This is a genomic window from Albidovulum sediminicola, from assembly GCF_025751575.1.
GTDB classification, from domain to species: Bacteria; Pseudomonadota; Alphaproteobacteria; order Rhodobacterales; family Rhodobacteraceae; genus Albidovulum; species Albidovulum sediminicola.
The window spans coordinates 1-25,068 of the sequence record NZ_JAOWLA010000024.1 but is presented as its reverse complement, the minus strand read 5'-3'; the positions used below and the strand labels follow the sequence as shown (position 1 = coordinate 25,068).

At 68.4% G+C, this 25,068-nt stretch carries 22 protein-coding genes and 1 pseudogene; 7 read left to right on the top strand and 16 right to left on the bottom strand.

Translation table 11 applies throughout. From position 1 onward, the window contains the following. Positions 1-117 precede the first annotated feature (117 nt). Genes OE647_RS18425 through OE647_RS18415 form a run of 3 tightly spaced genes read left to right on the top strand, consistent with a single transcriptional unit; the run spans position 118 to position 3,378 of the window. Positions 118-2,016: a PAS-domain containing protein gene (locus tag OE647_RS18425; RefSeq protein ID WP_263723237.1), complete on the top strand. Its 1,899-nt coding sequence runs from the start codon at positions 118-120 to the stop codon at positions 2,014-2,016. After that, positions 2,013-2,717, top strand: a complete 705-nt coding sequence (locus tag OE647_RS18420) for a response regulator transcription factor (RefSeq protein WP_263723229.1) — start codon at positions 2,013-2,015, stop codon at positions 2,715-2,717. The genes OE647_RS18425 and OE647_RS18420 overlap by 4 nt, the downstream gene beginning before the upstream one ends. Positions 2,718-2,724: 7 nt before the next feature. Further along, positions 2,725-3,378 (top strand): histidine phosphatase family protein, encoded by a 654-nt coding sequence (locus OE647_RS18415; protein WP_263723228.1) that lies wholly within the window; start codon positions 2,725-2,727, stop codon positions 3,376-3,378. Here the strand turns inward: OE647_RS18415 and OE647_RS18410 are convergent. From OE647_RS18410 to OE647_RS18370, 9 genes are all read right to left on the bottom strand, one after another. After that, on the bottom strand, positions 3,372-4,532 hold the full coding sequence (locus tag OE647_RS18410) for a DNA recombination protein RmuC (protein WP_263723227.1): 1,161 nt from the start codon (positions 4,530-4,532) through the stop codon (positions 3,372-3,374). The genes OE647_RS18415 and OE647_RS18410 overlap by 7 nt on opposite strands. Further along, complete coding sequence (gene mutL, locus OE647_RS18405; protein WP_263723226.1) at positions 4,529-6,370, bottom strand: DNA mismatch repair endonuclease MutL; 1,842 nt, start codon at positions 6,368-6,370, stop codon at positions 4,529-4,531. Before mutL ends, OE647_RS18410 begins: the two co-directional genes overlap by 4 nt. Before the next feature lie 42 nt (positions 6,371-6,412). After that, positions 6,413-7,726, bottom strand: a complete 1,314-nt coding sequence (locus tag OE647_RS18400; protein WP_263723225.1) for a M16 family metallopeptidase — start codon at positions 7,724-7,726, stop codon at positions 6,413-6,415. Beyond that, positions 7,723-9,063, bottom strand: coding sequence for a M16 family metallopeptidase (locus OE647_RS18395; RefSeq protein ID WP_263723224.1), 1,341 nt, complete (start codon positions 9,061-9,063; stop codon positions 7,723-7,725). The genes OE647_RS18400 and OE647_RS18395 overlap by 4 nt, the downstream gene beginning before the upstream one ends. A gap of 82 nt (positions 9,064-9,145) precedes the next feature. Further along, positions 9,146-9,667 carry a DUF3035 domain-containing protein gene (locus tag OE647_RS18390; RefSeq protein ID WP_263723223.1) on the bottom strand — a complete coding sequence of 174 codons (522 nt, stop codon included), beginning with the start codon at positions 9,665-9,667 and terminating at the stop codon, positions 9,146-9,148. A gap of 55 nt (positions 9,668-9,722) precedes the next feature. Further along, on the bottom strand, positions 9,723-10,193 hold the full coding sequence (gene lspA, locus OE647_RS18385; protein ID WP_263723222.1) for a signal peptidase II: 471 nt from the start codon (positions 10,191-10,193) through the stop codon (positions 9,723-9,725). Between the two features lie 6 nt (positions 10,194-10,199). Then, positions 10,200-11,798: a bifunctional phosphoribosylaminoimidazolecarboxamide formyltransferase/IMP cyclohydrolase gene (gene purH / locus OE647_RS18380; protein WP_263723221.1), complete on the bottom strand. Its 1,599-nt coding sequence runs from the start codon at positions 11,796-11,798 to the stop codon at positions 10,200-10,202. A 15-nt stretch (positions 11,799-11,813) separates the two neighbouring features. Then, the gene (locus tag OE647_RS18375; RefSeq protein WP_263723220.1) at positions 11,814-13,565 is read right to left on the bottom strand and encodes a heparinase II/III family protein; all 1,752 of its coding nucleotides are present in this window, start codon (positions 13,563-13,565) and stop codon (positions 11,814-11,816) included. Positions 13,566-13,650: 85 nt separating this feature from the next. After that, complete coding sequence (locus OE647_RS18370) at positions 13,651-14,928, bottom strand: RsmB/NOP family class I SAM-dependent RNA methyltransferase (RefSeq protein ID WP_263723219.1); 1,278 nt, start codon at positions 14,926-14,928, stop codon at positions 13,651-13,653. 86 nt (positions 14,929-15,014) lie between these two features. Here OE647_RS18370 and OE647_RS18365 point away from each other — a divergent pair, with 86 nt between their 5' ends. After that, entirely contained in the window at positions 15,015-15,194 is a 180-nt protein-coding gene (locus OE647_RS18365) for a DUF1674 domain-containing protein (RefSeq protein ID WP_263723218.1), read from the top strand. Between the two features lie 72 nt (positions 15,195-15,266). Here OE647_RS18365 and dapB read toward each other — a convergent pair whose 3' ends face one another. Next, complete coding sequence (gene dapB / locus OE647_RS18360) at positions 15,267-16,085, bottom strand: 4-hydroxy-tetrahydrodipicolinate reductase (protein ID WP_263723217.1); 819 nt, start codon at positions 16,083-16,085, stop codon at positions 15,267-15,269. A gap of 100 nt (positions 16,086-16,185) precedes the next feature. Here dapB and rbfA point away from each other — a divergent pair, with 100 nt between their 5' ends. From rbfA to truB, 3 genes are all read left to right on the top strand, one after another. Then, entirely contained in the window at positions 16,186-16,638 is a 453-nt protein-coding gene (gene rbfA, locus OE647_RS18355) for a 30S ribosome-binding factor RbfA (RefSeq protein ID WP_263723216.1), read from the top strand. Further along, a complete protein-coding gene (locus tag OE647_RS18350; protein ID WP_263723215.1) occupies positions 16,622-17,377 on the top strand; it encodes a phosphodiester glycosidase family protein in 756 nt (251 codons plus the stop codon). The genes rbfA and OE647_RS18350 overlap by 17 nt, the downstream gene beginning before the upstream one ends. 66 nt (positions 17,378-17,443) lie before the next feature. After that, a complete protein-coding gene (gene truB / locus OE647_RS18345; RefSeq protein WP_263723214.1) occupies positions 17,444-18,346 on the top strand; it encodes a tRNA pseudouridine(55) synthase TruB in 903 nt (300 codons plus the stop codon). Positions 18,347-18,403: 57 nt separating this feature from the next. On the opposite strand, the gene OE647_RS18340 is transcribed toward truB, so the two are convergent. From OE647_RS18340 to OE647_RS18315, 6 genes and pseudogenes are all read right to left on the bottom strand, one after another. Then, positions 18,404-20,395 carry an FAD-dependent oxidoreductase gene (locus OE647_RS18340; protein ID WP_263723213.1) on the bottom strand — a complete coding sequence of 664 codons (1,992 nt, stop codon included), beginning with the start codon at positions 20,393-20,395 and terminating at the stop codon, positions 18,404-18,406. A gap of 69 nt (positions 20,396-20,464) precedes the next feature. Then, the gene (locus tag OE647_RS18335; RefSeq protein WP_263723212.1) at positions 20,465-22,012 is read right to left on the bottom strand and encodes a trimethylamine methyltransferase family protein; all 1,548 of its coding nucleotides are present in this window, start codon (positions 22,010-22,012) and stop codon (positions 20,465-20,467) included. Between the two features lie 185 nt (positions 22,013-22,197). Next, a complete protein-coding gene (locus OE647_RS18330; RefSeq protein WP_263723211.1) occupies positions 22,198-23,649 on the bottom strand; it encodes an aldehyde dehydrogenase family protein in 1,452 nt (483 codons plus the stop codon). 248 nt (positions 23,650-23,897) lie between these two features. Continuing rightward, positions 23,898-24,311 carry a universal stress protein gene (locus OE647_RS18325; RefSeq protein WP_263723210.1) on the bottom strand — a complete coding sequence of 138 codons (414 nt, stop codon included), beginning with the start codon at positions 24,309-24,311 and terminating at the stop codon, positions 23,898-23,900. Positions 24,312-24,467: 156 nt separating this feature from the next. Next, the gene (locus OE647_RS18320) at positions 24,468-24,902 is read right to left on the bottom strand and encodes a group II truncated hemoglobin (RefSeq protein ID WP_263723209.1); all 435 of its coding nucleotides are present in this window, start codon (positions 24,900-24,902) and stop codon (positions 24,468-24,470) included. A 32-nt stretch (positions 24,903-24,934) separates the two neighbouring features. After that, a pseudogene (locus OE647_RS18315) lies at positions 24,935-25,068 on the bottom strand (bifunctional methylenetetrahydrofolate dehydrogenase/methenyltetrahydrofolate cyclohydrolase); the annotation flags it as partial.

The following is a 25,068-nucleotide window of genomic DNA, read 5'->3' as shown; positions in this document are numbered from 1 at the left end:
TTTCGGGAATCTTACGAATTGTAACAAACCCGTCTTACCCCCTTTCGGGACCCGTGCGCGGGTGTTAGCCAAGGAACCGGAGGAACGCGGGTGCAGGCAGCGGGCGCACAGACACGAATGCTTCAGGCCGGGCTGAACCTGATTCAGCAGGCATTGTCGATCTACGACAGCGACCTCAGGCTGGTGGTCAGCAACCGGCGGTTCCAGGAAATGTTCGACCTGCCCGACAGCCTGGTCTCCCCCGGCGCGACGTTCGAGGACACGATCCGCCACCTGGTCGCGCGCGGCGAATACGGCGAGGTCGAGGATGCCGAAGAGGCGGTCCGTATCCGCGTCGAACAGGCCCGCGCCTTCAAGCCGCATTACATCGAGCGCACCCGCTCCAACGGCCGCACCATCAGCGTGGAGGGCGCGCCGCTGGCGCAGGGCGGCTGGGTCGCCGTCTACACCGACATCACCGAGATCAAGAACCAGGAGGCGCTCCTTCGGGTCCGCTCGGAGGAGCTTTCGGACCAGCTCCTGACCCACGCCGAACGCCTGGCGCAGGCCAATCGCGCGCTCGCGGCGACCAACGCCGCGCTGGAGGAGACCAAGCGCGAACTGATGGAAACCGAGGCGCGCACGCGGCTGGTCACCGGCATGGTGCCCGCGCATATCGCCCATGTGACGCCCGATTTTCACTACACCTTCTCCAATCGCCGGCTGAGCGCGGTCATGCCCGGAAGTCCCAGCGACATCATCGGCCTGACCGTGGCCGAGGCGCTTGGTCCGGAGACCTTCGCCCGGATCGAGCCGGGTCTGCGCCGTGCCCTGGCCGGTGAGGCGAACGTCTTCGAGACCACGCATGAAGGTTCGGGCCACCGCATCCGCGTGGCCCTGACGCCCGAGCATGACGCCGAGGGGCGTATCCAGGGCGTCTATGTCCTGTCGGCCGACGTGACCGAGGAAACGCAGGCCCGCGCGGCGCTGGCCCATACGGCCAAGCGCGAACTGGCGGCCCAGCTCACTTCGGGCCTTGCGCATGACTTTTCCAACCTGCTGACCATCATCATGGGCCTTCAGGGGCGGCTGGAACGCGTCGCGGGACTGCCCCCCGACGCCACCGAGATCGCCCGCGCGACGCTGGCCGCGGCGCGCCGGGGCGGGACGCTGCTGGACCGGATCGCCCGGATCTCGGGCCCTTCGGACCTGCACCCCGCGCCGACCGGCCTGATGGCCTTCATGGCCGACCTGAAGACGATGGCAGGCCCGATCCTGCCGCAGGCCATTACCCTTGGTGTGACGCTTGAGGACCTGCCGGACCGGGTGCTGCTCGACCCGGGCGCGTTGCAGGACTCGCTCCTCAATCTCATCATCAACGCGCGTGACGCCATCGGATCGCGCCCCGGCCGCATTGCGGTCAGCGCGCGCGCCCTGCGAGACACCTGGCTGGAGTTCCGGGTGACAGACACCGGGCCAGGCTTCTCGGAAAAGGCGCTGAAGCACGCCCTGGACCCGTTCTTCAGCACCAAGGGGGGCGAAGGTTCGGGGCTGGGCCTGTCGATGGTCTACGACCAGACCAAACTGGCGGGCGGCAGCGTGAAGCTTGCCAACCGCACCGGCGGCGGGGCCTCTGTGACCTTGCGCCTGCCGCTGCGCCCGGTCGGCCCCCGCGCCGCGCCCATGCTGGTCCTTCTGGTCGAGGACAGCGAGGTCATCCGCGCCTCCGTCCGCGAGATGCTGCGCGCCATGGGCCACACGGTCGTCGAAGCCGGAAGCGTCGAGGAAGCGCTGGAACTCTCCGGCCTGCCGGGGCTGGGGCTGGTCCTGTCGGACATCGGTCTTCCGGATGGCGCGACCGGCATCGACCTGATGAACGAACTTGCCGCGCGCACGCCCGGCCTTCGCCGGGCGCTGATGACCTCGCTTCCCAGGGGCGACGCGCTGCGCGAAAGCGCCAACGGGGTGCCGGTCCTGACCAAGCCCTTTACCTTCGAGGAGCTTTCGGCCTTTGTGGCCCAAGCGGAGGACGAATGACCCAAGCCCATGTCGCGATCCTGGATGACGAGCCGGAAATACGGCGGATGCTGTCGGAGGCGCTGGAAGAGGCCGGCTTTCGGACCACCTGCTACGCGCGGGCGACGGAGTTCGAGGCGGGGCTGAAGCGCACGACGCCCGATGTCTGCCTGGTCGACCTGGGCCTGCCCGACCGCGACGGTTTGGCCATCGTCCATCGGCTGGCGCTGGAAAGCGGGGCGGCGATCATCATCATCTCGGGCCGGGCGCAGGTACAGGACCGGGTCACGGGGCTGGAGCTTGGGGCGGACGACTACATCATTAAGCCGTTCGAGCCGGCCGAGGTCGTGGCCCGCGTGCGCGCGCGCCTGCGCAAGAACCGGACCGAGGGCGACCGCTCGACCCAGATCGCGCGCTTCAACGGCTGGACGGCGGAGTTCGACCGCTACGTCCTGATCGACCAGACCGGGGTGGAGGTTCCCTTCAGCCATGCCGAGGGCGAGGTGTTGCGGCTCTTCCTTGAAAGCCCGAAGCGGCTGATCTCCCGTGCGCAGATGCAGGAGATGCTGGGCGGCGCGGCGGGCGAAAGCTTCGACCGCGCGATGGATGTGCGCATCTCGCGTCTGCGCACCAAGCTGGGCGAGGACCCCAAGAACCCGCGGCTGATCAAGACGATCTACGGCGCGGGCTACATCTTCCTCGGCGACGTGCATTGGGGGTGAGCATGCCATGACCGCGCTGACGCTGATCCGCCATGGCCAGGCGAACTCCCACGCCCGAAACGAGGCCGAGTATGACCGGCTCTCCTCCCTCGGCCATCAGCAGGCGCGCTGGCTGGGCGAGCACCTGCGCAGCATCGGCGGCTTCGACCGCGTGGTGTCGGGCTCCATGCGGCGGCAGCGCGAAACGGCGGCGGGGCTGAACCTCGACGCGCGCCCGCAGCGGGAGGACCCGCGGCTGAATGAGCTTGACTACTTCGCGCTGTCGAAGGCGCTTGAGGCGCGCGACGGCATCCCCTTCCCCGATGGACCGATGGCCTTCGCCGCCCATGTCCCCCAGGTCCTGCAGATGTGGAGGGAGGGACACGCCGCCCCCGACCATGAAACCTACGACCACTTCCGCGCCCGCGTCTTCGGCGCGCTGACCGACGCCGCCCGCGACGGGCCGGGCGCGGTCCTCGTCACTTCGACCGGGGTGATCGCGACGCTCTGCGCGCTGGCGCTGGGGCTTGAGGCCGAGATGAAGGCGCGGATGTTCCTTCGGATCATGAACACCTCGGTCCATCGCTTCGTCTTCGACGGCGACACGCTCCACCTGGCGCAGTTCGGGGCGACGCCGCATCTGGACCTGCCCGACCGCCACGCGGCTCGGACCTATTACTGATCCCGCGCGATCGGCACCACGCGCGGAGTGTCCGCATCGGGCGCCAGTTCCTCGAAGTCGAAATTGTCGAGCCGCTTGGCCCGCCGTCCGGCCTTGTCGGCGGAAATCTTGATATCCTCGATATCCTTTGCCGCCTGTCCGAAATGCCGGTCGAGGTTTTCAACCCGCGTGCCCAGCCGGTCCACGTCGGCGTGCAGAAGCGCCAGTTCCTTGCGGATCGCACCCGCCTGTTCGCGCATCCGCGCATCCTTCAAGACCGCGCGCATCGTGTTCAGCGTCGCCATGCAGGTCGTGGGCGAGACGATCCAGACCTTGGCGGCGAACCCCTCGCGCACGACCTCTGGGAAGTTGGCGTGCAGTTCTGCATAGACCGCCTCGGAGGGCAGGAACATCAGCGCGCCGTCCGCCGTCTCCCCCTCGATGATGTAGCGTTCGCTGATCGCCTTGACGTGGCCGCGCACCGCGATCCTGAGCATGCGCTGCGCCTCGATCGCCTCGCTGTTGTTGGTGGCCCGGCGCAGCGCCTCATAGGCTTCCAGCGGGAATTTTGAATCGATGACGATGGGGCCGGGCGGGTTCGGCAGATGGACCAGGCAGTCCGCCCGCCGCCCGTTCGACATTGTCGCCTGCATGGTGAAGGCGTCCGCCGGCAGCGCCTTGTGCACGATGTCGTTGAGCTGGATCTCTCCGAAGGCGCCGCGCGTCTGCTTGTTCGACAGGATGTCCTGAAGCGAGAGCACATCGCCCGACAGCTTCTCGATCTTGGCCTGGGCCTTGTCGATCGTCTCCAGCCGCTGCTGCAACTCACCAAGCGAGCGCGCCGTGCGTGTGGCGCTGCCGTGCAAGCTGTCACTCATCCCCTTGGCGACGTCCGAAAGGCGGCTTTCCATCAGCGCCAGCACCCGCGCCTGGCTGGCCGCCTGGGCCTCCGACACATGCATGAGGCCGCCCGACAACTGCTGCTGCCCGTCCGAGAGCGACTGCACCCGCGCATCAAGCGTCTGCATCTGGCGCAGCATCGGTTCGGCCATCCGGGCCGACCGCCCGACCGCGCGCAGCGTCACGAGGATTAGCACGACCAGAAGCAGCACCCCGCCCGCAATCAGCACCGCAGGGTCGTCAAGCGCATAGGTCTGTCCGCGAAAGGTGATCATGTCCGTCCGAACAGCCGCTCGATATCTGCAAGCCGCAGTTCGACATAGGTGGGCCGGCCATGGTTGCACTGGCCCGAAAGCGGGGTCGCCTCCATCTCGCGCAGAAGCGCGTTCATCTCCTCGACCCGCATCCGCCGGCCCGAGCGGACCGAGCCGTGGCAGGCCATGCGCGACAGCACCGCGTCGATCTTCGCCTGAAGCTTCTGGCTGCTGCCCTGGTCCGCCAATTCGTCCAGGATGTCGCGCAGAAGGGCGCGTGCATCGACCTCGCCCAGAATGGCGGGGGTTTCGCGCACGGCGACCGCGCCGCCGCCGAAGGGTTCGATGACCAGCCCCAGACCCGCCAGCGTTTCGGCATGATCGAGCAGCAGCGCCGCGTCCGACGGCGACAGGTCCACGATTTCCGGGATCAGAAGCGCCTGGGCCGGGACCGGCGCCGCATCGCGCAGGCGCTTGAGCTTCTCATAGACCAGCCGTTCGTGGGCGGCGTGCTGGTCCACGATGACCATGCCGGTTTCGGTCTGGGCGATGATGTAGTTTTCATGGACCTGCGCGCGCGCGGCCCCCAGCGGATGATTGACCACGTCGGGTGTTTCGCCGCGCTCTTCGGGCAGGGGGACGAAGCGCGCCGACGCCTCTGCCAGTTCCGGTCCCAGCGGCGCCTGAAGGGCCGCTGCCGCACGCAGGACCGAGGGTGCGGGGCGGTCCATCTGGTAGACGCGCGGGGTCGAGGGGGCCTCGGGACGGAAGGCGCCGAGCGTCGCCCCCGCGACGGTGGATGAGGCCCGGTGCCCCGCGCCCGCCAGCGCATGGCGCAGCGCCGAGACGATCAGCCCCCGCGCGATCCCGGGCTCGCGGAACCGCACCTCCGCCTTGGCGGGGTGGACGTTCACATCGACGCGCTCGGGCTCGCAGGACACGAAAAGCACCGCCGCCGGATGACGGTCGCGGCTTAGAACATCCGCATAGGCCGCCCGAAGCGCCCCGATCAGAAGCTTGTCGCGCACCGGGCGGCCATTGACGAACAGGAACTGTTCGACCGCGGCGCCGCGCGAATAGGTGGGAAGCGCCGCGTAGCCGGTCAGCCGCAGCCCTTCGCGCTCCGCCTCGATCCGAAGCGCGTTCTCGGTGAAGTCGGCGCCGAGCAGCGTCGCCAGCCGCGCGCCCAGCGCATCGAAAAGCTCCCCCTGGCAGCCGTCGGCGCGCAGGATCACCCGCCCCTCGCCCCCGCCCGACAGGTCGCGCAGCGTGAAGGAGACGTAGGGTTCCGCCATGGCCAGACGGCGCACGACATCGGCGATGGCCTGCGCCTCGGCCTGGTCGGTGCGCAGGAACTTGAGCCGCGCGGGCGTGGCGTAGAAGAGGTCGCGCAGTTCGACCACGGTGCCCCGGTTCAGCGCCGCGGGGCGCACCGGTTCCACGCGCCCGCCCGTGACCGCGATCCGCGCCGCCTCCGCCCCCGCGGCACGCGAGGTGATGGTGAGCCGCCCGACGGAGCCCAGCGAGGGCAACGCCTCCCCCCGGAAGCCGAAGCTGTGGATGTCGAGCAGGTCGGACCCGTCGATCTTCGACGTGGCGTGCCGTGACAGCGCTAGCGGCAGGTCCTCCGCCGTCATGCCGCAGCCGTCGTCGGTCACCCGGATCAGGGTCTTGCCGCCATCGGCATAGGCCACGTCCACGCGCCGCGCGCCCGCATCAAGCGCGTTTTCCACCAGTTCCTTGACGGCGGAGGCCGGACGCTCCACCACCTCGCCTGCCGCGATGCGGTTGATCACCGCCTCTTCAAGCTGGCGAATGACGGGGCGATCGGCGCGTATGTTGGGGTTAGGGGCGTTCATCCCACAAGGATTAGCATGGCCGGAAAGATTCGGCCATGCCGATCACTCCGTCGCCTGAAGCCCCTGCGGCTGACCCACCACGACGAAGCGCAGCGCCCCAGCATCCATCAGACGTGCGGCGACACGCTTGACGTCCTGCGCCGTCACCGCCTCCACATAGGCGTTTCGGTTGACGAGGTAATCGACCGGCAACCCGTCAAGCTGCATCCCCGCGAGGATATCGGCGATCGGGCCGTTGCCGTCGAAACGCAGCGGATAGGAGCCGGTCAGGTAGGTCTTGGCCGCCGCCAGTTCCGCCTCGGACACGCCTTCGACGGCGACCTTGGCCCATTCGTCGCGCACGACCGCGATCGCCTCCGCCACCTTTTCATTGGCGGAGGCAAACGAGCCCTGCCAGGTCTCCGCCAGGTCCATCGGCGCCAGATAGGTGCCGATGCCGTAGGTCAGCCCGCGCTTTTCCCGGACCTCCTCCATCAGCCGCGAGGCGAAGCCCTGGCCACCGACGATCTGGTCAAGGACGAAGGCGGCGAAGAAATCCGGGTCCTCGCGCTTGATCCCCTGCTGCCCGAAAAGCACCACGGATTGCGGCGAGGCGTAGTCGATCACGCTGATGCCGGGCTGCAACTGGAACTCGGCCGGCGGCGGGATGATTGCCCCCATTTCCGGCAGCGGGCCAAGCAAGCTGTCAAGGAGCGTGCCCAGTTCACTGGCGGTGATATCCCCGACGGCGGCAATCACCATGCGATCGCGCGCCATGATCCGGTCCTGCGCCTCGAACATGTCCTCCCGCGTGAGGTCGGAGACGGTTTCGACGGTGCCGTTGCGCGAGGAGCCATAGGGATGGTCACCAAAGGCAAGCCGGTCGAACTCCTGCGTGGCGATGCGGTTGGGGCTTTTTGCGTCTTGCTGGATGATCGAGATCACCTGCCCCCGCACGCGGTCAAGCGCGTCCTGGTCGAAGCGGGTCTGCGTCAGGGCAGATTTCAGAAGCGCGACCGAGGCATCGCGGTTTTCGGTCAGGAACCGGGCCGAGACCGACAGCGCGTCATCCCAGGCATCGAAACTGAACTCGGCGGCCAGCGCCTCGCGCGCCTCGGCGAAGGCCTGGGCATCCAGATCGCCCGCGCCTTCCTCGATCAGGGCCGCCATCAGCCGGGTTTCACCGCGCTTGCCGGGCCGGTCGAGGCTGGTGCCGCCGCGAAAGCGAATTTCAAGCGCGGTGAAGGGCAGCGCATGTTCCTCGACCAGCCAGGCGTGGAAGCCGCCGGGCGAGGTGACCTGCTGGACCTTGACCTCCGCCAGGACCGGCCCGGCCAGAAGCAACGCGGCAAGGCCCGCGAAAAGCGCCCGGATCATTGCATCGTCTCCTCTTGGCCGTCCCGCATGAGCCAGCCGGTTACGGCATGGCGGCGGTCCAGGACCTCACGCGCGGCGGCCAGCACATCGGCCTCGGTCACGGCGTCCAGGGTGGCGGGCCAGTCCTGCACGTCCTTCACGGTCAGCCCCGTCGTCAGCGCCTCGCCATACTGGCGCGCGAGCCCCTCGGTATCGTCGCGCGCGTAGATCTGGTCGGCGTGGATCTGCGCCTTGATGCGCGCGAACTGCGCGGCATCGACCCCGGTTTCAAGGAAAGACGCGATCGTGTCGTCCAGCGCTGTTTCGGCCTGGGCGAGCGTCACGCCCTCGGCCGGGACGACATAGAACCCGAAGGTCGTGTCGTCGAGCGAGGTGCCGTCGTAGAAGGCGCCGACCTGGATCGCCTCCTTGGTTTCGAACAAGAGCTTGCGCCCCAGGACCGAGGTCTGGGAACTGCCGCCAAGAAGGGCGGCCAGCATGGTCAGGGCCGCGGCCTTTTCCTGGGCGCCCGCGTCGCGTTCGGGCGCGAGATAGGTCCGCAGCAGGACCGGCTGCGACACGCGCGGGTCGGAATAACTCAGGCGCCGTTCCGCCAGTTGCGGCGGCTCCTTGACCCGGTCGCGCTCCACGATCTCGGGGCTGGGGGCAAGCGGGCCGTAATAGGTCTCCGCCATGGCGCGCACGGCCTCGGGTTGCACGTCGCCCGCCACGACCAGCGTCGCGTTGTTGGGCGCATAGTACTTTCGATACCAGTCGAGCGCGTTCTGCCGCGTCAACGCCTCCATTTCGTGGCGCCAGCCGATGACCGGCGTGCCGTAGGGGTGATTGAGGTACTGCGCCGCGCGCCGTTGTTCACTGAAGAGCGCGGAGGGGTCGCTGTCGGTGCGCTGGTTGCGTTCCTCGATGATGACCTCGCGTTCGGTGCGCCAGTCATCCTCCGAGAGCAGCAGGTTGCGCATCCGGTCCGCCTCCATCTCCATCATCAGGGCAAGCCGGTCGGCGGCGACGCGCTGGTAATAGGCGGTATAATCCCAGGAGGTGAAGGCGTTGTCGGACCCGCCGTTGGCCTCCACCGTCTTGGAGAACTCCCCCGGCGCGAGCTTTTCGGTACCCTTGAACATCAGATGCTCAAGGAAATGCGCGACGCCGGACACGCCGCGCGCCTCGTCGGCGGCGCCGGCGCGATACCAGACCATCTGCACGACGACCGGCGCGCGGTGATCCTCGATCACGACGATGTCGAGCCCGTTCGAGAGCTGAAAGGTCGTAACCTCGTCGGCATGGGCAGGGAAGGCGAGGGCCAAGGCCAGTGTGGCCCAGCGCAGATTGAATGCCATGAGGTCCGGTCCCGGAATTGTTGCTGGCGCGAGACTTGCGCAGGATGCCCGGCGCTTCAACCCCGCGCGGCGCGCAATTCGATCACTTCTCGTAGAGTTCGGCCGGCGGGGCGGAAACGGTGCGGACCCCACGCTGGCGCCAGTATTCCAGCTCCAGATACTGATCGAGCGACATGTCCGCGTAGGCCTTGTAGTAGACGTTCACGTTCAACATCCGCTCCAAGAGGCGGCCGTCGTGGTCGCGCCGCCACTCAAGGTCCTCGGCGGCAAGCTGTTCACGGATGCCCGCGCTGGTGCCGAAACGGCCGACATGGGCGAAAAGCCCGCCATCGCCGCCGCCCGCACGCGCCGGGTTGCCCCCCAGCGCCACGGCCGCGTCGGCCTCGGGCGTGGGGTCGGTCAGGTTGGCGCCGCCGGGCGTCGGCTCCGGCAGGGCGGCGATATCCTCGGGCAGTTGCAAGGGCTTGACGGGAAGGATGGCGAATTCGTCCGGCCCCCGGCCCTGCGAGCGGACATTCAGGAGCTTCGGGTCCTTGTCGCCGCAGGCCGCAAGCAACAGTATCGCGCCGATTGCGATTGCCTGGATGCCAGTCGCTGCTCGCATGAAGCCGTCCCTCTCCGCCTGTCTTGCCCCCTCTTAGCGCAACTGTCGGGCGCCGTCACGGGGTCTTGTCCCGCCCCGTCAGCAAGACGAGGCCGATCGCGCCGACAAAGATCGCGATGTCCGCCACGTTGAAGGAATAGGGGTTCTGAATGCCAGGCACCGACATGTTCAGGAAATCGGCCACCGCGCCGTAGCGCAGGCGGTCGATCACATTGCCGATCGCCCCGCCGATCAGAAGCCCCGCCGCCGCGCGTGAGGCCGCGCTGTGACCGGGCCCGCGTATCCAGAGCCAGACCCAGGCCGAGATCCCCAGGGCCAGCGCGATCAGGAACCACCGCGTCAGCGCCGCGCCATTGGCAAGAAGCCCGAAGTTCACGCCCTCGTTCCAGGCCATCTGGAAGGTCAGGAACGGCGGCCAGACCTCGATTCGGCCAAGCGTGCGCAGATCCAGCGCCTCCACCACGGCCCATTTGCTGGCCTGGTCGGCCAGCAGGATCACAAGCGCGACGATAACCGCGGGACGCATGGGGCCTCAGTGCCGGAAATGCCGCTGGCCAGTGAAGACCATGGCCAGGCCCGCCGCGTCGGCCGCCGCGATCACGTCGGCGTCGCGCATCGAACCGCCGGGCTGGATCACCGCCGTCGCCCCGGCTTCGGCCGCGGTCATCAGCCCGTCGGGGAAGGGGAAGAAGGCGTCGGAGGCCACGACCGATCCCTTGACGGTCGGCTCGGCCAGGCCCAGCGCCTCGGCCATGTCGGCGGACTTGCGCGCCGCGATGCGGGTCGAATCCACCCGGCTCATCTGTCCGGCACCGACGCCGACCGTGGCGCCATCCTTGACGTAGACGATGGCGTTCGACTTGACGTGTTTGGCGACCTTCCAGGCAAAGAGGAGGTCGGCCAGTTCCGCCTCGCTCGGCGTGCGCTTGGTGACGACCTTCAGGTCCACCGCCGAGATCACGCCGTTGTCGCGGTCCTGGACCAGGAACCCGCCCGCGACCTGGCGGAACGCGAGCCCAGCCGCGCGGGGATCGGGCAGGCCCTCGGTGGTCAGCAGGCGCAGGTTCTTCTTGGCCGCGAAGACGGCGCGGGCAGCCTCATCGGCACCGGGCGCGATCACGACCTCGGTGAAGATCTGGCAGATCTCCTCGGCGGTGGCGGCGTCGAGCGGCCGATTCAGCGCGATGATCCCCCCGAAGGCCGAGGTGCGGTCGCAGTCATAGGCGCGCCGGTAGGCCTCCAGCATGGTCGCGCCACGCGCCACGCCACAGGGGTTGGCGTGCTTGATGATCGCGCAGGCCGGCGCACCCGCCGGGTCGAATTCGGCGACAAGCTCGAAAGCCGCGTCGGTGTCGTTGATGTTGTTGTAGGACAGTTCCTTGCCCTGCCACTGCTTCGCGGTCGCGACACCCGGACGCTGCGAGCCGTCCGTGTAGAAGGCTGCCGCCTGATGCGGGTTCTCGCCATAGCGCAGGGTCTGGGCGAGCGTCCCGGCAAAGGCCCGGCGGCGCGGGGCGGGTTCGTCGATGGCCGCCGCAAGCCAGGTCGAGACCGCCGCGTCATAGGCCGCCGTCCGGGCATAGGCGCGCTGCGCCAGCGTGCGGCGAAGCGCAAGGCTCGTCTTGCCCTCATGGGCGTCCATGTCCGCGAGAACCCCGGCGTAATCCTCGGTATCCACGACGACGGCGACATGGGCGTGGTTCTTGGCCGCGGCTCGGATCATCGCCGGGCCGCCGATGTCGATGTTCTCGATGCAGGTGTCGTAGTCCGCGCCCTTCGCGACCGTCGCCTCGAACGGATAGAGGTTCACGACCAGCAGGTCGATCGGCGCGATCCCGTGGGTTTCCATCGCCGCGACGTGGTCGGCGTTGTCGCGCAGGGCCAGCAGCCCGCCATGCACCTTCGGGTGCAGCGTCTTGACCCGGCCATCCATCATCTCGGGGAAGCCCGTGACATCGGCGACATCGGTGACGGCCAGCCCCGCCTGACGCAGGAGCGACGCGGTGCCGCCCGTGGACAGAAGCGCCACGCCCCTTTCGGTCAGGCCCCTTGCGAAATCCACAAGCCCGGATTTGTCGGAAACGGACAGAAGCGCGCGGCGAACGGGGGCGAGAGCGGCGGTATCGGACATGGGGACGGCAGATCCTCAGCTGGGTTTCGGGATGTCTTCGTCGCGAAGCGTGTCGCGGATGGCCGCGGGCGTATCCTGAGCCTTCGCCAAGGTCCAGCCCAACTGGCAGGCATAGTCGACCACAGTGGCCGAAAGGACGATCTGCCGCGCCGGGCGCGGCTTCAGGCGCCCCTTTTCAAGGTAGACGGAAGGTTCCAGCGACAGCTCCCCCACGCCGTCGTGGCGGAAGACCCAGATCTCCCCCGATTTCAGCGCCATCGAGACCGCGGTGCCGCCAAGGTCCAGCGCGGCGTCCACGTCCGGATGCAGGTGAAAACGGACATCGAAGCGGATGCCCTCCGCCCCCAGGCGCGCGATCACCTTTTCATAGCGCTTGCGGTCAGGGGCCGTCATCGCGCCAAGCGTGTCCTCGCCCTTCAGGTGCCGCCCGTCGATCGACAGCGTCAACTCGCGCACATGGGTCATGCCATGCGTGGGGCCGAAGCCGTTGTGCCCGCCCAAAAGCCGCACGCCGTCCAGGTCGCTGTCGACCTGCGCCCAGACCTGGTCGGGAACCTCTGCCAGGACGCCGCGCCCGGTGCCTTCCGGCCCGGCCGCGGACTCGATGCGGGAGGAGGAGAGGCCGCGGATGCAAAGCGTGGAGTGCAAGGGCGTCGCCCGCCCTGCCCGCCACCAGTCGGCCCCGTAGCTCGCCCCCGAGCCGCAATTGACGATCACCGGCCTGCGCGCCGATGTCAGCTCCATCGCCAGCGTCGAGGCATGGGCATTGTCGGAGGCTGGCCCCGTCGGCGGGGCAGCGGCATCGACGATCACCGTGGTGCGCCCGGCGGCCAGCCGTGCGTAGCCCATGGCCAGGCCATGCGCGGTCACCGCCCGCCCCCCGGCCGACGCCAGCGCTTGGTCAAGCCGCCCCTCGGCGCCGCGCCCGCCGCCGTGAAAGCGCGCGAGCCCCCCGTCGGCATGGCGCAGCGCCCGGAGCGTGGGCGCGATGCGCTCGATCGCGGCGCGCAGCGCGGGCGGCTCCGCCTGGCCCGCCTCCTTCAACGCGGCCTCGGCCCAGGTCAGATGCGTCAGGACCTCCATCAGTTCCTGCGGGTTGCGCGTCGGGATGGCGCCGTCGGGCTCGATCTGACGGCTGCAAAGCCGCGCCATCGCCGCGGCGGCCGAGGGCAGATGGCCCTCCATCCCCGACAGCGATTGCGCCGCGCAGATAAGTCCGGTCAGCGCCTCGAACTGCGCGATCCCCTCGGGCGCGGCGCGCCACCGGCGCGCGAGATAGGTCGTATGAAGCCCGAGGCAGCGGAAGAAGGCCGCCGTATCGGCCTGATCCCGCCCGCCCAGCAGGAACGGCGCGTGGTTGATCAGGCGGATCAGCCGCCGCCCGGTCAGCTCGGGCGCCCAGCCCCGCCCCCCGCCCGTGCCGAAGCGTTGGATCCAGCCGAAGACCCAGGATTGCGCCCTTTCCCGCGCGGACGCGTCCGCGACGGCGGCCAGATCGTCCAGCCAGGCGCAGCCGTGAAGCTCCGCCTCGAACCTCTGGTCGGGCATCGACACATCCCAGATGGGGCGGTCCAGCCCCTCGACCAGGAATCCCGCAAGCTGGAAGGTCCCGGAGACGAGCTGCCGCCCCCGTGCGTAGCTGCCGATGGTGCGGGGCTCCGGTCGGCGGACGAAGCCCTTGGGCGCGTGGGCCAGCCCCGCCAGGCGCGAGGCCAGCCGATCGGCCCACCCGGTGCGTGCCAGCTGCCCGCTCTCGCCCTGCCTCACCCTTGTGCTCTCCGTTCTTTCCCGACGGGGTCCCGCCCCGACCTTACTGGCGCGCGCGCCCGCCTGTCACGGTCAAAAGCCGCCGTCAGCCGCTGGGTCTGAGCACGGCGAGGTAGAAACCATCCATCCCGCCAAGCCCGGGCCAATAGTCCGGGCGCAGCCGCAGCCCGCCTTCGGGGCTGGCCCAGCCGGGTTCCGTTCCGGGCAGGTCCAGCGGCTCGACCCGCAGGCCCGGATGGCGCGCAAGCGCGGCCGTCACCTGCCGCTCGCCCTCCTCTGGCAGGAGGGAACAGGTCGAATAGACCAGCCGTCCTCCGGAGGTGAGAAAGCCCAGCGCACGGTCCAGAAGCGCAGCCTGCAGCGCCACGATCTCCTTCAGCCCGGCGGGATCGCGGACGAAAGGCAGGTCCGGATGGCGCCGGATGGTGCCGGTGGCCGAACAGGGCGCGTCGAGCAAGATCGCGTCGAAGGGCGCCCCGGGTTGCCAGCCCAGCGCATCGGCAACGACGGTTTCGGCGCTGAGCCCGCACCTGGCCAGGTTCTGATGCAGCCGTTCCATCCGCTGCGCGGAAAGGTCGAGCGCGGTGACACTCGCCCCGGCCGCGGCGAGTTGCAGCGTCTTGCCCCCGGGGGCGGCGCAAAGGTCAAGCACCCGTTCACCCGGGCGCACGGCAAGGGCGCGGGCGGGCAGCGCGGCGGCGGCGTCCTGGACCCACCACTCGCCCGCAGCGTAGCCGGGCAGGTCACTCACCTGCGCGCGCGCCGAAAGACGGACCGAGCCGGTGGGCAAGGCGGTTGCGCCCAGGCGCACGGCCAGCGCGGCTGCGTCGCCATCGCGGGGCGTCAGATCCAAAGGCGCGCCCGCGGCATGGGCGGCCTCCATCGCCTGGGTCGCGGCCTTGCCCCAGGCCGACATCAGCCGCCCGCGCAGCCAGGCCGGCAGCTCCTGCGGCGCAAGCGCGCCGAAGGCGCCGGGCGGGGTTTCACTGGCGCGGCGCAGGACGGCGTTCACCAGCCCGGTGAACCCTTCGAGCTTGCGCCCGCCCGCCCGGACGCTCGCCACCGCCTCGCTCACCACGCCATGAGGTTCGGCGCCCTCGGCCAGCATTTCGGCCACGGCGACGCGCAGGATGGCACGGACAAGCGCGGGCGGCTCCTTGCGCAGGAGCGGTTTGAGAACGCGGTCGACGGGGCCCACCCGCCGCAGGGTCATCAGCGCGAGCCGCTGCGCGCGGGCGCGGTCGGCTGGCGCAAGTGCCGCCAGCGCACCGCGCGCCAATTGGTCCGAGAGCGTCACGCGGTCCTGCATGACGCCGGCCACCAGCCGCGCCGCCACGGCCCGTGCCGTCTGCTTGTCCCGCATTCTCGCCTCCCTCGGGTCTTGTCCGATCCCGCTCAGGGCGTATAACAGGCGGCACGCCCAGACAAGGAACGAGAGGGGACCGCCCCATGCCGGAAAAAGAACAGCCGGACCTGCCTGCCGCCGCCCGCCGCGCCCTTGCCGAGGCAGAGGAACGGCGCCGCAACGCCTCCGATCCGGCTCTTCCGACCGAACTTGGCGGACGCGACGGTCCCGAGCCCGTGCGCTACGGCGACTGGGAAAAGAAGGGCATCGCCGTCGATTTCTGAAGCCCGCGAAGGCGGGGGCGCTGCCCCCGCACCCCCGGGGTATTTGGGCAATGAAGAAGAGGCGCCGGGGTTCTAGAGCCCCAGCACGTCCATCATGTCGTATTCGCCGGGCTTCCTGTCCTGGCCCCAGAGCGCGGCCTTGAGCGCGCCGCGCGCGAAGATCGCCCGGTCCGTCGCAAGGTGCCGCAGGACGATCCGTTCGCCGTCGGCGGCGAAGATCACGTCATGTTCCCCCACCACGTCGCCGCCGCGGATCGCGGAAAAGCCGATGTCGCCGCGCTTGCGGGCGCCGGTGATGCCGTCGCGGCCCGAGTCGCGGTGGCTGGCAAGATCGATGCCGCGTCCCTCTGCCGCGGCCTCGCCCAGCATCAGCGCGGTACCGGAGGGGGCATCGACCTTCATGCGGTGGTGCGCCTCCACGATCTCGATATCCCAGTCGGCATCTAGCGCCTCGGCGACCTTGCGCGTGAGGCGCGTCAGGAGGTTCACGCCAAGGCTCATGTTGCCGGCGCGGACGATGACGGCGTGGCGGGCGGCGGCGCGGAAGGCCGCCAGGTGTTCATCCTCAAGCCCGGTGGTGCCGATGACATGGACGGCGCGCGCCTGCGCGGCAAGGGCCGCGAACTCGACGCTGGCGGCGGGCGCGGTGAAATCGATCACCGCCTGGGCCTTCGCGAAGGCATCAAGCGCGTCGTCGGTCACGGTGACGCCGAGCGCGGCGCCGCCCATCGCGGTGCCGATGTCCTGGCCGATCCAGGGATGGCCCGCGCGTTCGACCGCGCCGACCAGGCGCGCCTTGTCCGAGGCGGCGACGAGTTTCACCAGCATCTGGCCCATGCGGCCTGAAGCGCCGGTGATCACGATACCGGGAAGGGGGGTGTCGTCGCTCATGGATAGGTCCTTTCGCCTGTCGTCGGCCAGCTTTAGCCTCTGCGCGCGGGCTTGGCAAAGGCCCGTTGCACGCCCTTTGCGGTTGGACTAAACCACGCGCATGGCTCAGAACCGCTTCTCCTCCACCGCAGGCCCCTCGCAGCGTCAGTTGCGCGTCGGCGAACTGATCCGGCGCAAGCTCTCCGAGGTGCTGGCGCGCGGGGATGTGCACGACCCGGAACTGAACCGTTTCTCCATCACCGTGGGCGAGGTGCGCTGTTCCCCCGACCTGAAGGTGGCGATGGTCTATGTGCTGCCGCTGGGCGGCCGGGACGCGGATGCGGCGCTGGTGGCCTTGCAGCGCAACAAGGGTGAATTGCGCCGGATGGCGGCCAAGGGCATGTCGCTGAAGTTCGCGCCCGAACTGCGCTTCATGCTGGACGAGACCTTCGACAAGCTTGACGACGCACGGCGCATGTTCTCGGACGAACGGGTCCGGCGCGACGTGGAGGGGCACCCGGACGATGCGGCGCAGGGCGCGGACGATGACGGGGACGATGAGCCGGATCGCTGAACTGGCGCTGGCCGCGGCGCTCGCGCTCTGGTCGGTTCCGGCCGCCTCCGAGACCTGCCGCAACCTGACTTACGAGGGCGCGGGCTACGCCATCTGCGAAGCCGACGCCGGCGCCGACCTGAGGCTGTTTCTGGATGACGCCGAGGGACAGAGGCTCGGCACCTTCGACCGGGTCAACGGGGCCCTTGCGGACGAGGGCAAGGCGCTGCGCTTCGCGATGAACGCGGGCATGTACCATCCCGACCGCTCCCCCGTCGGCTACTATGTCGAAGAGCACGAGGAGAAGGCGCGGCTGATCCGCTCGGCCGGGCCGGGCAACTTCGGCCTTTTGCCGAACGGTGTCTTCTGCATCCTCGAGGACGGCTTCACCGTGCAGGAAACGCTGGCCTTCGACGCGGCACGCCCGGACTGCCGCTTTGCCACGCAGTCGGGGCCGATGCTGGTGCTGTCCGGCATGCTCCATCCCCGCTTCCTGCCCGGAAGCGAATCCCGCTTCCTGCGGAACGGCGTGGGCGTGTCGGCGGACGGCCAGAGGGCCTATTTCGCCATGTCGGACGGGCCGGTGACCTTCCACGAATTCGCCCGCATGTTCCAGGAGGCGCTGAGGGCGGAAAACGCGCTATACTTTGATGGCAACATCTCGCGGCTTTATGCGCCGGAGCTTGGGCGCGACGATTTCGGCTTTCCCATGGGACCGATCGTGGGCCTGAGCGTGGCGGCGGACGGCGACGGGAATTGACGCTGGCCCGTTCCTTCGGTAGGGGGCGGCCTTCCGCAGGGGCGGGGCGCAGGAACGGGGCAAGTCATGGCACGCAAGAAGGGGCGCGAGGTTTCGGGGTGGCTGGTGGTGGACAAGCCCGCCGGGATGACCTCAACCTCGGTCGTCAATAAGGTCCGCTGGGCGCTCGACGCGAAGAAGGCGGGCCATGCGGGCACGCTCGACCCGGCCGCGACGGGGGTTCTGGCGGTCGCGCTGGGGGAGGCGACGAAGACCGTGCCCTTCATCACGGACGCGCTGAAATGCTACCGTTTCGCAGTGCGCCTCGGCATCGCGACGAACACCGATGACGCCGAGGGCGAAGTGATCGCGACCTCTGACAAGCGCCCGACCGAGGCCGAGATCGAGGCTGCCCTGCCCGCCTTCCGGGGTGAGATCATGCAGGTCCCGCCGCAGTTTTCGGCCGTGAAGGTCGATGGCGAACGCGCCTATGCCCTGGCCCGCGCGGGCGAGGAGATGGAACTGGCGGCGCGCCCGCTTTGGGTCGAGTCGCTGGAGATCGTCGCCCGCCCCGACGCCGATACGCTCGAACTGGAAATGGTCTGCGGAAAGGGCGGCTATGTGCGCGCCATCGCCCGCGACCTGGGGCAGGCGCTGGGGTGCCTGGGTCATGTGCTTTGGCTGCGCCGGGAATGGTCGGGGCCCTTCGAGGCCAGTGACGGTGTCAGCATCGAGACGATCGACGCGGAGGCGAAGTCGGAGGCGTTGGACGCCCGGCTGCTGCCGCTGGAGGTCGGGCTGGCGGACCTGCCGGAGCTGAAGGCCACGCCCGAGGGCGCGGCACGGCTCAGGAACGGCAATCCGGGCATGGTGCTCGCCTCCGACGTGGACTGGGGCGAGGAAGCCTGGGCGAGCTACCAGGGCAAGGCGGTCGCCGTTGGGGTCTACAAGTCTGGCGAGTTGCACCCGAGCCGGGTTTTTCAGGTCTGAGGCTGGCACCGGGGGCGCGGCCCCCGGACCCCCGGGATATTTAGGAAAAGAAGAAGATCAGAGCGCGAGACCGAGTTTGCGGCCTTCGTGGAAGGCATAGGGTGCCTGGCGCGGGGCGGCCGCATCGCCGATCAGGTGTGTTTCGGTCCCGTCCAATGCGGTAGAGAGCGGATCGAAGGCGCGGTTCGTCGTCGAAATGACGAGCGCACTTGCCGCGGCCCGGGTCTCGGTTCCGGTCAGCAGGTTGCGCACCGTCGCGCCGTCGCCGTGCCATTCGGCGATCAGGTGTTCGCTCAGGAAGGTGACGCCCAGTTTCGCCAGCCGCGGGCGCAGGCCGATATCGGAGGAGGTGCGCGAAAGCTCCTTGCCGATGAAGGGCTCGGGCGTGACGATGGTGACGCGGTGGCCGCGCTCGGCCATGGCCCAGGCGGTGCCGAGGCCGCGCCAGTTGCCGCCCTCGTCATAGAGGATGACCTCATCGCCCAGCTTCGCTTCACGCCGCATCACGTCCTCGGGTGACCAGACCTTGCCCCGGTCGATCCCTGGCAGGCGGTCATGGCCTGGCATCCAGCGCTGGAAACCGTTCTCATCCGGCAGCGAGCCTGTGGCCAGCACCACCGCATCCGGGGACAGGGCACGAATGTCCTCGGTCTCCGCGTAGGTGTTGAGGTGCAGGCGGACCTGGAGCTTCTCGAACTGGCGCTCATACCAGTCCATCAACTCAAGGATCTGGGCGCGGCGCGGCTGTTCGCCGGCCAGGCGGAACTGGCCGCCGATGCGGGGTTGGGCCTCGAAGACATCGACCCGGTGGCCGCGTTCGGCCGCAACCCGCGCGGCCTCAAGCCCCGCAGGGCCGGCGCCGACCACGACCACGCGGCGGGGGCTTTCGGCAGGGGTGAAGCGGTCGCCGCCCCATTCGAATTCGCGCCCCGCCGAGGGGTTGATGAGGCAGGAAATCCAGTAGTCGCGCGACCGCCGCCCCCAGCACATCTGGTTGCAGGAGATGCAGCCGCGCACGTCCTCGGCCCGGCCCTCGGTCGTCTTGCGCGCGAGGTGCGGGTCCGCGATCTGGCCCCGCACGATCGAGACCATGTCGGCCTGACCGCTGGCGATCACCGCCTCGGCGTTCTCGGGCGTCCGGACATGGGCCTCCGAGGTGATCTTGGCGTGTTTGACGACCTTCTTCAGTTCTTCGGTGAAGGGGGCGGTAAGCTTCTCGGCGTAAAGGAAGGTCGGCATGAGCCGTTCGAAATCGAGATAGCCGCCGTGGCCGCAGGTCACATAGTCGATATGGCCGGTCGCATCGTGACAGGCGACGACTTCGGCGAGGCTTTCGCCCTGCAGAAGCACGTCATGCGAGTCCGAAGTCGAGATCGCGAGGCCGATGATGAAATCCTCGCCGCAGGCGCGGCGGATGCCCTCGATGATCGTGCGCGACATGCGGGTGCGGTTTTCCAGGCTCCCCCCCCATCTGTCGTCCCGCTTGTTGGACCAGGGCGTCCAGAACTGATCGAGCAGCGAGTGGTAGGCGCCCCAGACCTCCACCCCCTGGAAGCCCGCCTTCTGGCAACGGACGGCGGCGGCGATATGGGCGGCGATCAGCTCCTCGATCTCTGCCTCGGTCATGGCATGGGAGCCGTCGCTGTCGTGGTAGGACGGCCCGCCCGACGGGCCCCAGTGGGGCGCGAAGCTGAGGTCGGAATCGCCATGCGCGCCGATGTGATAAAGCTGTTGCAGGATGACGGCTCCGGCCTCCTTCACCGGCTCGGTCACCTTGCGGAAATGGGGGATGACCTCGTCCGTCGAATGCAGGAAGTTGCCGCGGGTCAGGACGCCCGTGCGGTGGACCGGCATCGGTTCGGCCACGATCATCCCCGCGCCCCCCAGCGCGCGTTCCAGCAGGTAACCGGCGAAGCGCGGCCCCGGCAGCCCCATGTCGGACATGTTGGCGGTATGCGCGCCAAAGACGATGCGGTTGCGCAAGGTCTGGCCACGCAACTGGATCGACGACAGGAGGTGCGGATGGGCGGAGGTGGAACGGTCGGACATCGGGGCTTTCTTTCGGCGTTCAGTCGGGGTTCCGGCCCAGCGGGGGGCCGGGGCGATCGGTGTTCGGGCCTAGTACCAGGCGTCCGCCATGCTGGCCTTGCGGCGCGCGACGAAGTCCTTCAGCGCCTCGTCCATTCCGGGATCGAGCGGCGGGGCCTCGTATTCCCTGAGCCGTTGCTTCCAGAGTCGGTTGGCGCGCGTTGCGGCGTCGTCGCCGCCCGCAAGCTCCCATTGTTCGAAGGGCGCGTTATCGGCGGTTTCGCTTTCCCAGTAGGCGGTCTGGTAATTGGCCAGCGTATGGGCGGACCCGAAGAAGTGGTTGCCCGGCCCCACCTCGGCGAAAGCGTCGAGGGCGAGTTGATTGTCGTCGATCGTGATGCCGTCCAGATAGGTGTGGAGCGCGCCGCAAACGTCCGCGTCGAGCATGAATTTCTCGTAGGACATCGACAGCGCCCCGTCGAGCCAGCCGGCCGAATGGAGGATGAAGTTCGTCCCGCAGTGAATCGCCGCCAGCATCGACATCATGCCCTCGGTCATCGCCTGCGCATCGGGCAGCTTCGAGGTGGTGAAATTGCCCGAGCAGCGCATCGGCAGGTTCAGCCGGCGGCAAAGCTGACCGACGACCATCGAACCGATCGCTGGCTCCGGCGTGCCGAAGGTGGGCGAGCCGGTCTTGAGCTGGGTCGAGGACAGGAAGTTCCCGAAGATCACCGGCGCGCCCTTGCGCACAAGCTGGGTCAGCGCGCAGCCCGCCATCGTCTCCGCCAGCGATTGCGCGATGGCTCCGGCATTGGTGACCGGCCCCATGGCGCCCCCCAGGATGAAGGGCACGACCACCGCCGCCTGGTTCGCGCTTGCATAGGCGCGCAGGGACTTCGTCATGGTACCGTCCCAGACGAGCGGCGAGTTCACGTTGATATTGCCCAGGATCACGCAGTTTTCGTCCACGAAGTCGTGGCCGAAGACGAGGCGCGCCATCTCGATCGAATCCTCGCTGCGCTCTTCGGCGGTGACCGAGCCCATGAAGCAGCGGTCGGAGTAGCGCAGGTGGGCGTAGACCATGTCGAGGTGGCGCTTGTTCACCGGAACGTCGGTCGGTTCGCAGATCGTCCCGCCCGAATGATGCAGCCAGGGCGAGGATTGCGCGAGCTTCACGAAGTTCTGGAAGTCCTGAAGCGTGCCGAAGCGCCGCCCCCGGTCCAGGTCCATCACGAAGGGCGAGCCGTAGGCCGGAGCAAAGACGACGTTTCGCCCCCCGATACGGACCGAATTCTCCGGGTTGCGGGCGTGCTGGGTGAACTCCGCCGGGGCGGAGCGCAGGATCTCGCGCAGCATGCCGGGTTCGAATTTCACCAGTTCGCCCTCGACCGTCGCGCCGGCCTCGCGCCATAGGTCAAGCGCGACAGGGTCGTCGCGGAAGGCGATCCCGGTCTCGGCCAGGATGCGGTCGGCGGCACGCTCGATCCGTTCGAGGTTTTCCTCCGACAGGATGTCATAGGTGGGGATGTTGCGAAGGATATAGGGCCTTCCAAGGCCGGCGGCCTTCTGCGTGCGCTCCCGCCGCCGCGCCTCGCGCCCGCCGTGGCGGGCCCTTTGGGCCGTCTCTTGCGTCGCCATCGTCCTACCTCCCCGAGCCTTCGACGGTGGCGATCTTACGGCGGGCCGGTCCCGCCGGGGAAGTCTTTGGCGCGACATTCCACAGCGAAGAAATGTCGTTTTGCTTCGCCCACCGGTCGGTACCGACCGGCAAGGCCGGTCCGGCGCGGCCGGGGCTCGATGCCCTGGCCGCGCCGGGCCCCTTGTCACTCCGCCGCGAGGTCGGCGGTCCAGCCGGAGATCGCCTTGACCTCCAGGAACTCCTCGATGCCCCAGACCCCGCCTTCGCGGGCGCGGCCCGAGGCCTTGACGCCCCCGAAGGGCGCCCCGGCCCCGCGCGGCTTGCCGTTCATCTCGACCATGCCGGATTTCAGCGCCAGCGCCATGCGGTTCGCGCGCGCCGCGTCCTGCGTCTGGACGTAGTTGGTAAGGCCGTAGGGCGTGTCGTTGGCGATTCTCACCGCCTCCGCCTCGTCCTCGAAGGGAACGATGGACAGCACCGGCCCGAAGATCTCCTCGCGCTCGATCGTCATGCCGGGTTTGACATCGGCAAAGACCGTGGGGCGAACGTAATAGCCCTTGTTCATCCCCTCGGGCAGACCAAGACCGCCCGCGACCAGCCGCGCGCCCTCATCGATGCCCTTCTGAATATAGCCCTGGATCTGGTCCCACTGCCGCTTGTTCACGACCGGCCCGATATGGCGGCCATGTTCGGACGCAGGCCCCACCTTGACCGCCTTGGCGACCTCCGCGGCCTCCTCGACCACACGGTCGTAGATCGCCCGCTCCACCAGCATCCGCGAGGGCGCATTGCAGCTTTGGCCGGTGTTGCTCATCATGTGCAGCACGCCGCGCTTGACGGCCTTTTCGTCGGCATCGGCGAAGATCACGTTCGCCCCCTTGCCGCCAAGTTCCAGCGTCACGCGCTTCAGCGTTTCCGCCGCCGCCTTGGTGATGGCGCGGCCTGCCCGCGTCGACCCGGTGAAGGAGATCATCTCGACATCGGGATGGCTTGACAGGCGCGTCCCCACCCCGGCGCCGTCGCCGTTCACGAGGTTGAAGACCCCCGGCGGAACGCCCGCGTCATGGCAGAACTCCGCGAACAGCATCGCGTTCAGCGGGCTTTCCTCGGACGGCTTGAGGACGCAGGTGCAGCCCGCAAGCATCGCCGGGATGGCCTTGAGCGCGATCTGGTTCACCGGCCAGTTCCAGGGCGTGATCAGCCCCACGACGCCGATGGGCTCCAGCGCGATCATTGTGCCCGGGGCATGGGCGCCCAGCGGACGGACCCATTCGATATGATCGAAGGCGCGCAGGAAGTTTCCGGTGTGCCAGGGCAGGCAGGGGGCCTGCTGTTCCAGGGCGAAATCGACCGGCGCGCCCATCTCCATCGAGATGGCGCGGGCGAACTCCTCCTTGCGGGCCTCGTATTGCTCGAGGATACGCGCCACGATTGCGCGGCGTTCCGAGGGCGGCGTCGCCGCCCAGGCCGGAAAAGCCGCCTTGGCTGCCGCCACGGCCGCGTCGGTGTCGGCCTGATCGCCGAGCGAGATCACCGCGCAGGGCTCTTCGGTCGACGGGTCGATCACGGCCCAGTCGCGCGGTGTCGCGGGCGCGACCCACTGGCCGTTGATATAGAATTCGCGCTTCTCGATCATGATGCACCTCACTTTCGGTCGCGGACAGTGCCAGCAGGCCGGGCAAGGCGCAAGAGTGTGCGAAATAATTTGATCAAAATTTTGCTGCCACTGCCTTGAGACCATGTAACAAGCAAAATGGCGCCACCTAGGCGGCGCCATTCCTTGACCTCGGGCAGCCCCGGTTGGTCATTGCAGACATGGGCGGGACCCGTCCCGCGCCTCCCGTGACCGGTAGACGGGGACGGGCCTCGCGAAGCCAATTGCGCTTAACGCGCGACGGTGACCGAGCAATGGGCCTGGCTGGCAACGTCCGACGCGACCGATCCCAGCACGAGGCGCGTCATGCCGCGCTTGTCGCCGGTCCCCATGACGATGTGGTCAAAGCCATTTTCATCCGCGTAGGAGATGATGGCCGGGGCCGGTTCGCGGGCCACAAGCTCCACTGTGCCCACCTCGGACAGCCCGTCGGCCTTGGCGACTGCCTCGGAGTCGCTCAGAAGCTTGGCGACCTCCTCGTCGGTCCAGTGGCTGATCAGCGGTCCGCGCACCGCGCCATGCGCGATGTTCACGACGCAGATCGTCAGCTGAGCGCCCGTCAGCCGCGCCAGTTCGACAGCCTTGTGCACCCCTTGGGTTGCGTGATCACTTCCATCCGTCGGGCAGAGAATCTTCTTGGTCATGGGTCACCTTGATCTGCGATGAATTTGACGCATTCTCGCACCGGGACCACGAGGCGTCATTGACTTCGGTCAATTAAACTTCCCGTCATGAAAATTCCGGATCGACGGGCCGACAGTTTCCGCAGGCGTCAGGCCTGCCGTTCAGCGGCGGAACGACTAGGCATTGGCAGTGCCGCCTTGCGATTCGCCCGGCAGGCCCCAAGCCTTCAGATCGTTGACGAGCATCAGGCAGATCCTGCGGAACGTGGCGCGCAACCGCTCGATGTCCGGCCCGGCGAGCCCGTTCTCTTCCAGGGCCTTGTCCATGCAGGTCAGCCAGTCCTCGGCATCCTGCACCGCGATCGGAACATGGGCGTGCATCCGCCGCAGATCCATGTGACCGTGCTTTTCCTGATAGTAGCGACGGCCGCCGAGAAACCCGGTGAGGAAGTTGAACTGCTCTTCGCGGACATGGGTCAGCCCGTGGCCGCGAAGATGCAATTGCCGCAGGGTCTCACCTTCGGGAAGCGTCTCCACCAGATCGTAAAAGTCCTCGACCAGTTGCCGCACCGCTGCCTCGCCGCCGATGATGTCGATCATTCGCTGGGACATGTCAGTGCTCCTTCCCTTTGGGGGCTTTTCTCTCAGGCTGTGAGGCCTTCTGGTTCGGTGAGTTGGTTTGCGCGGCAGCAGGCTGTGAGGGTGTTTGCGAGGAGGCAGGCGATGGTCATGGGTCCGACGCCGCCGGGGACGGGGGTGATGGCGCCGGCGACCTTGG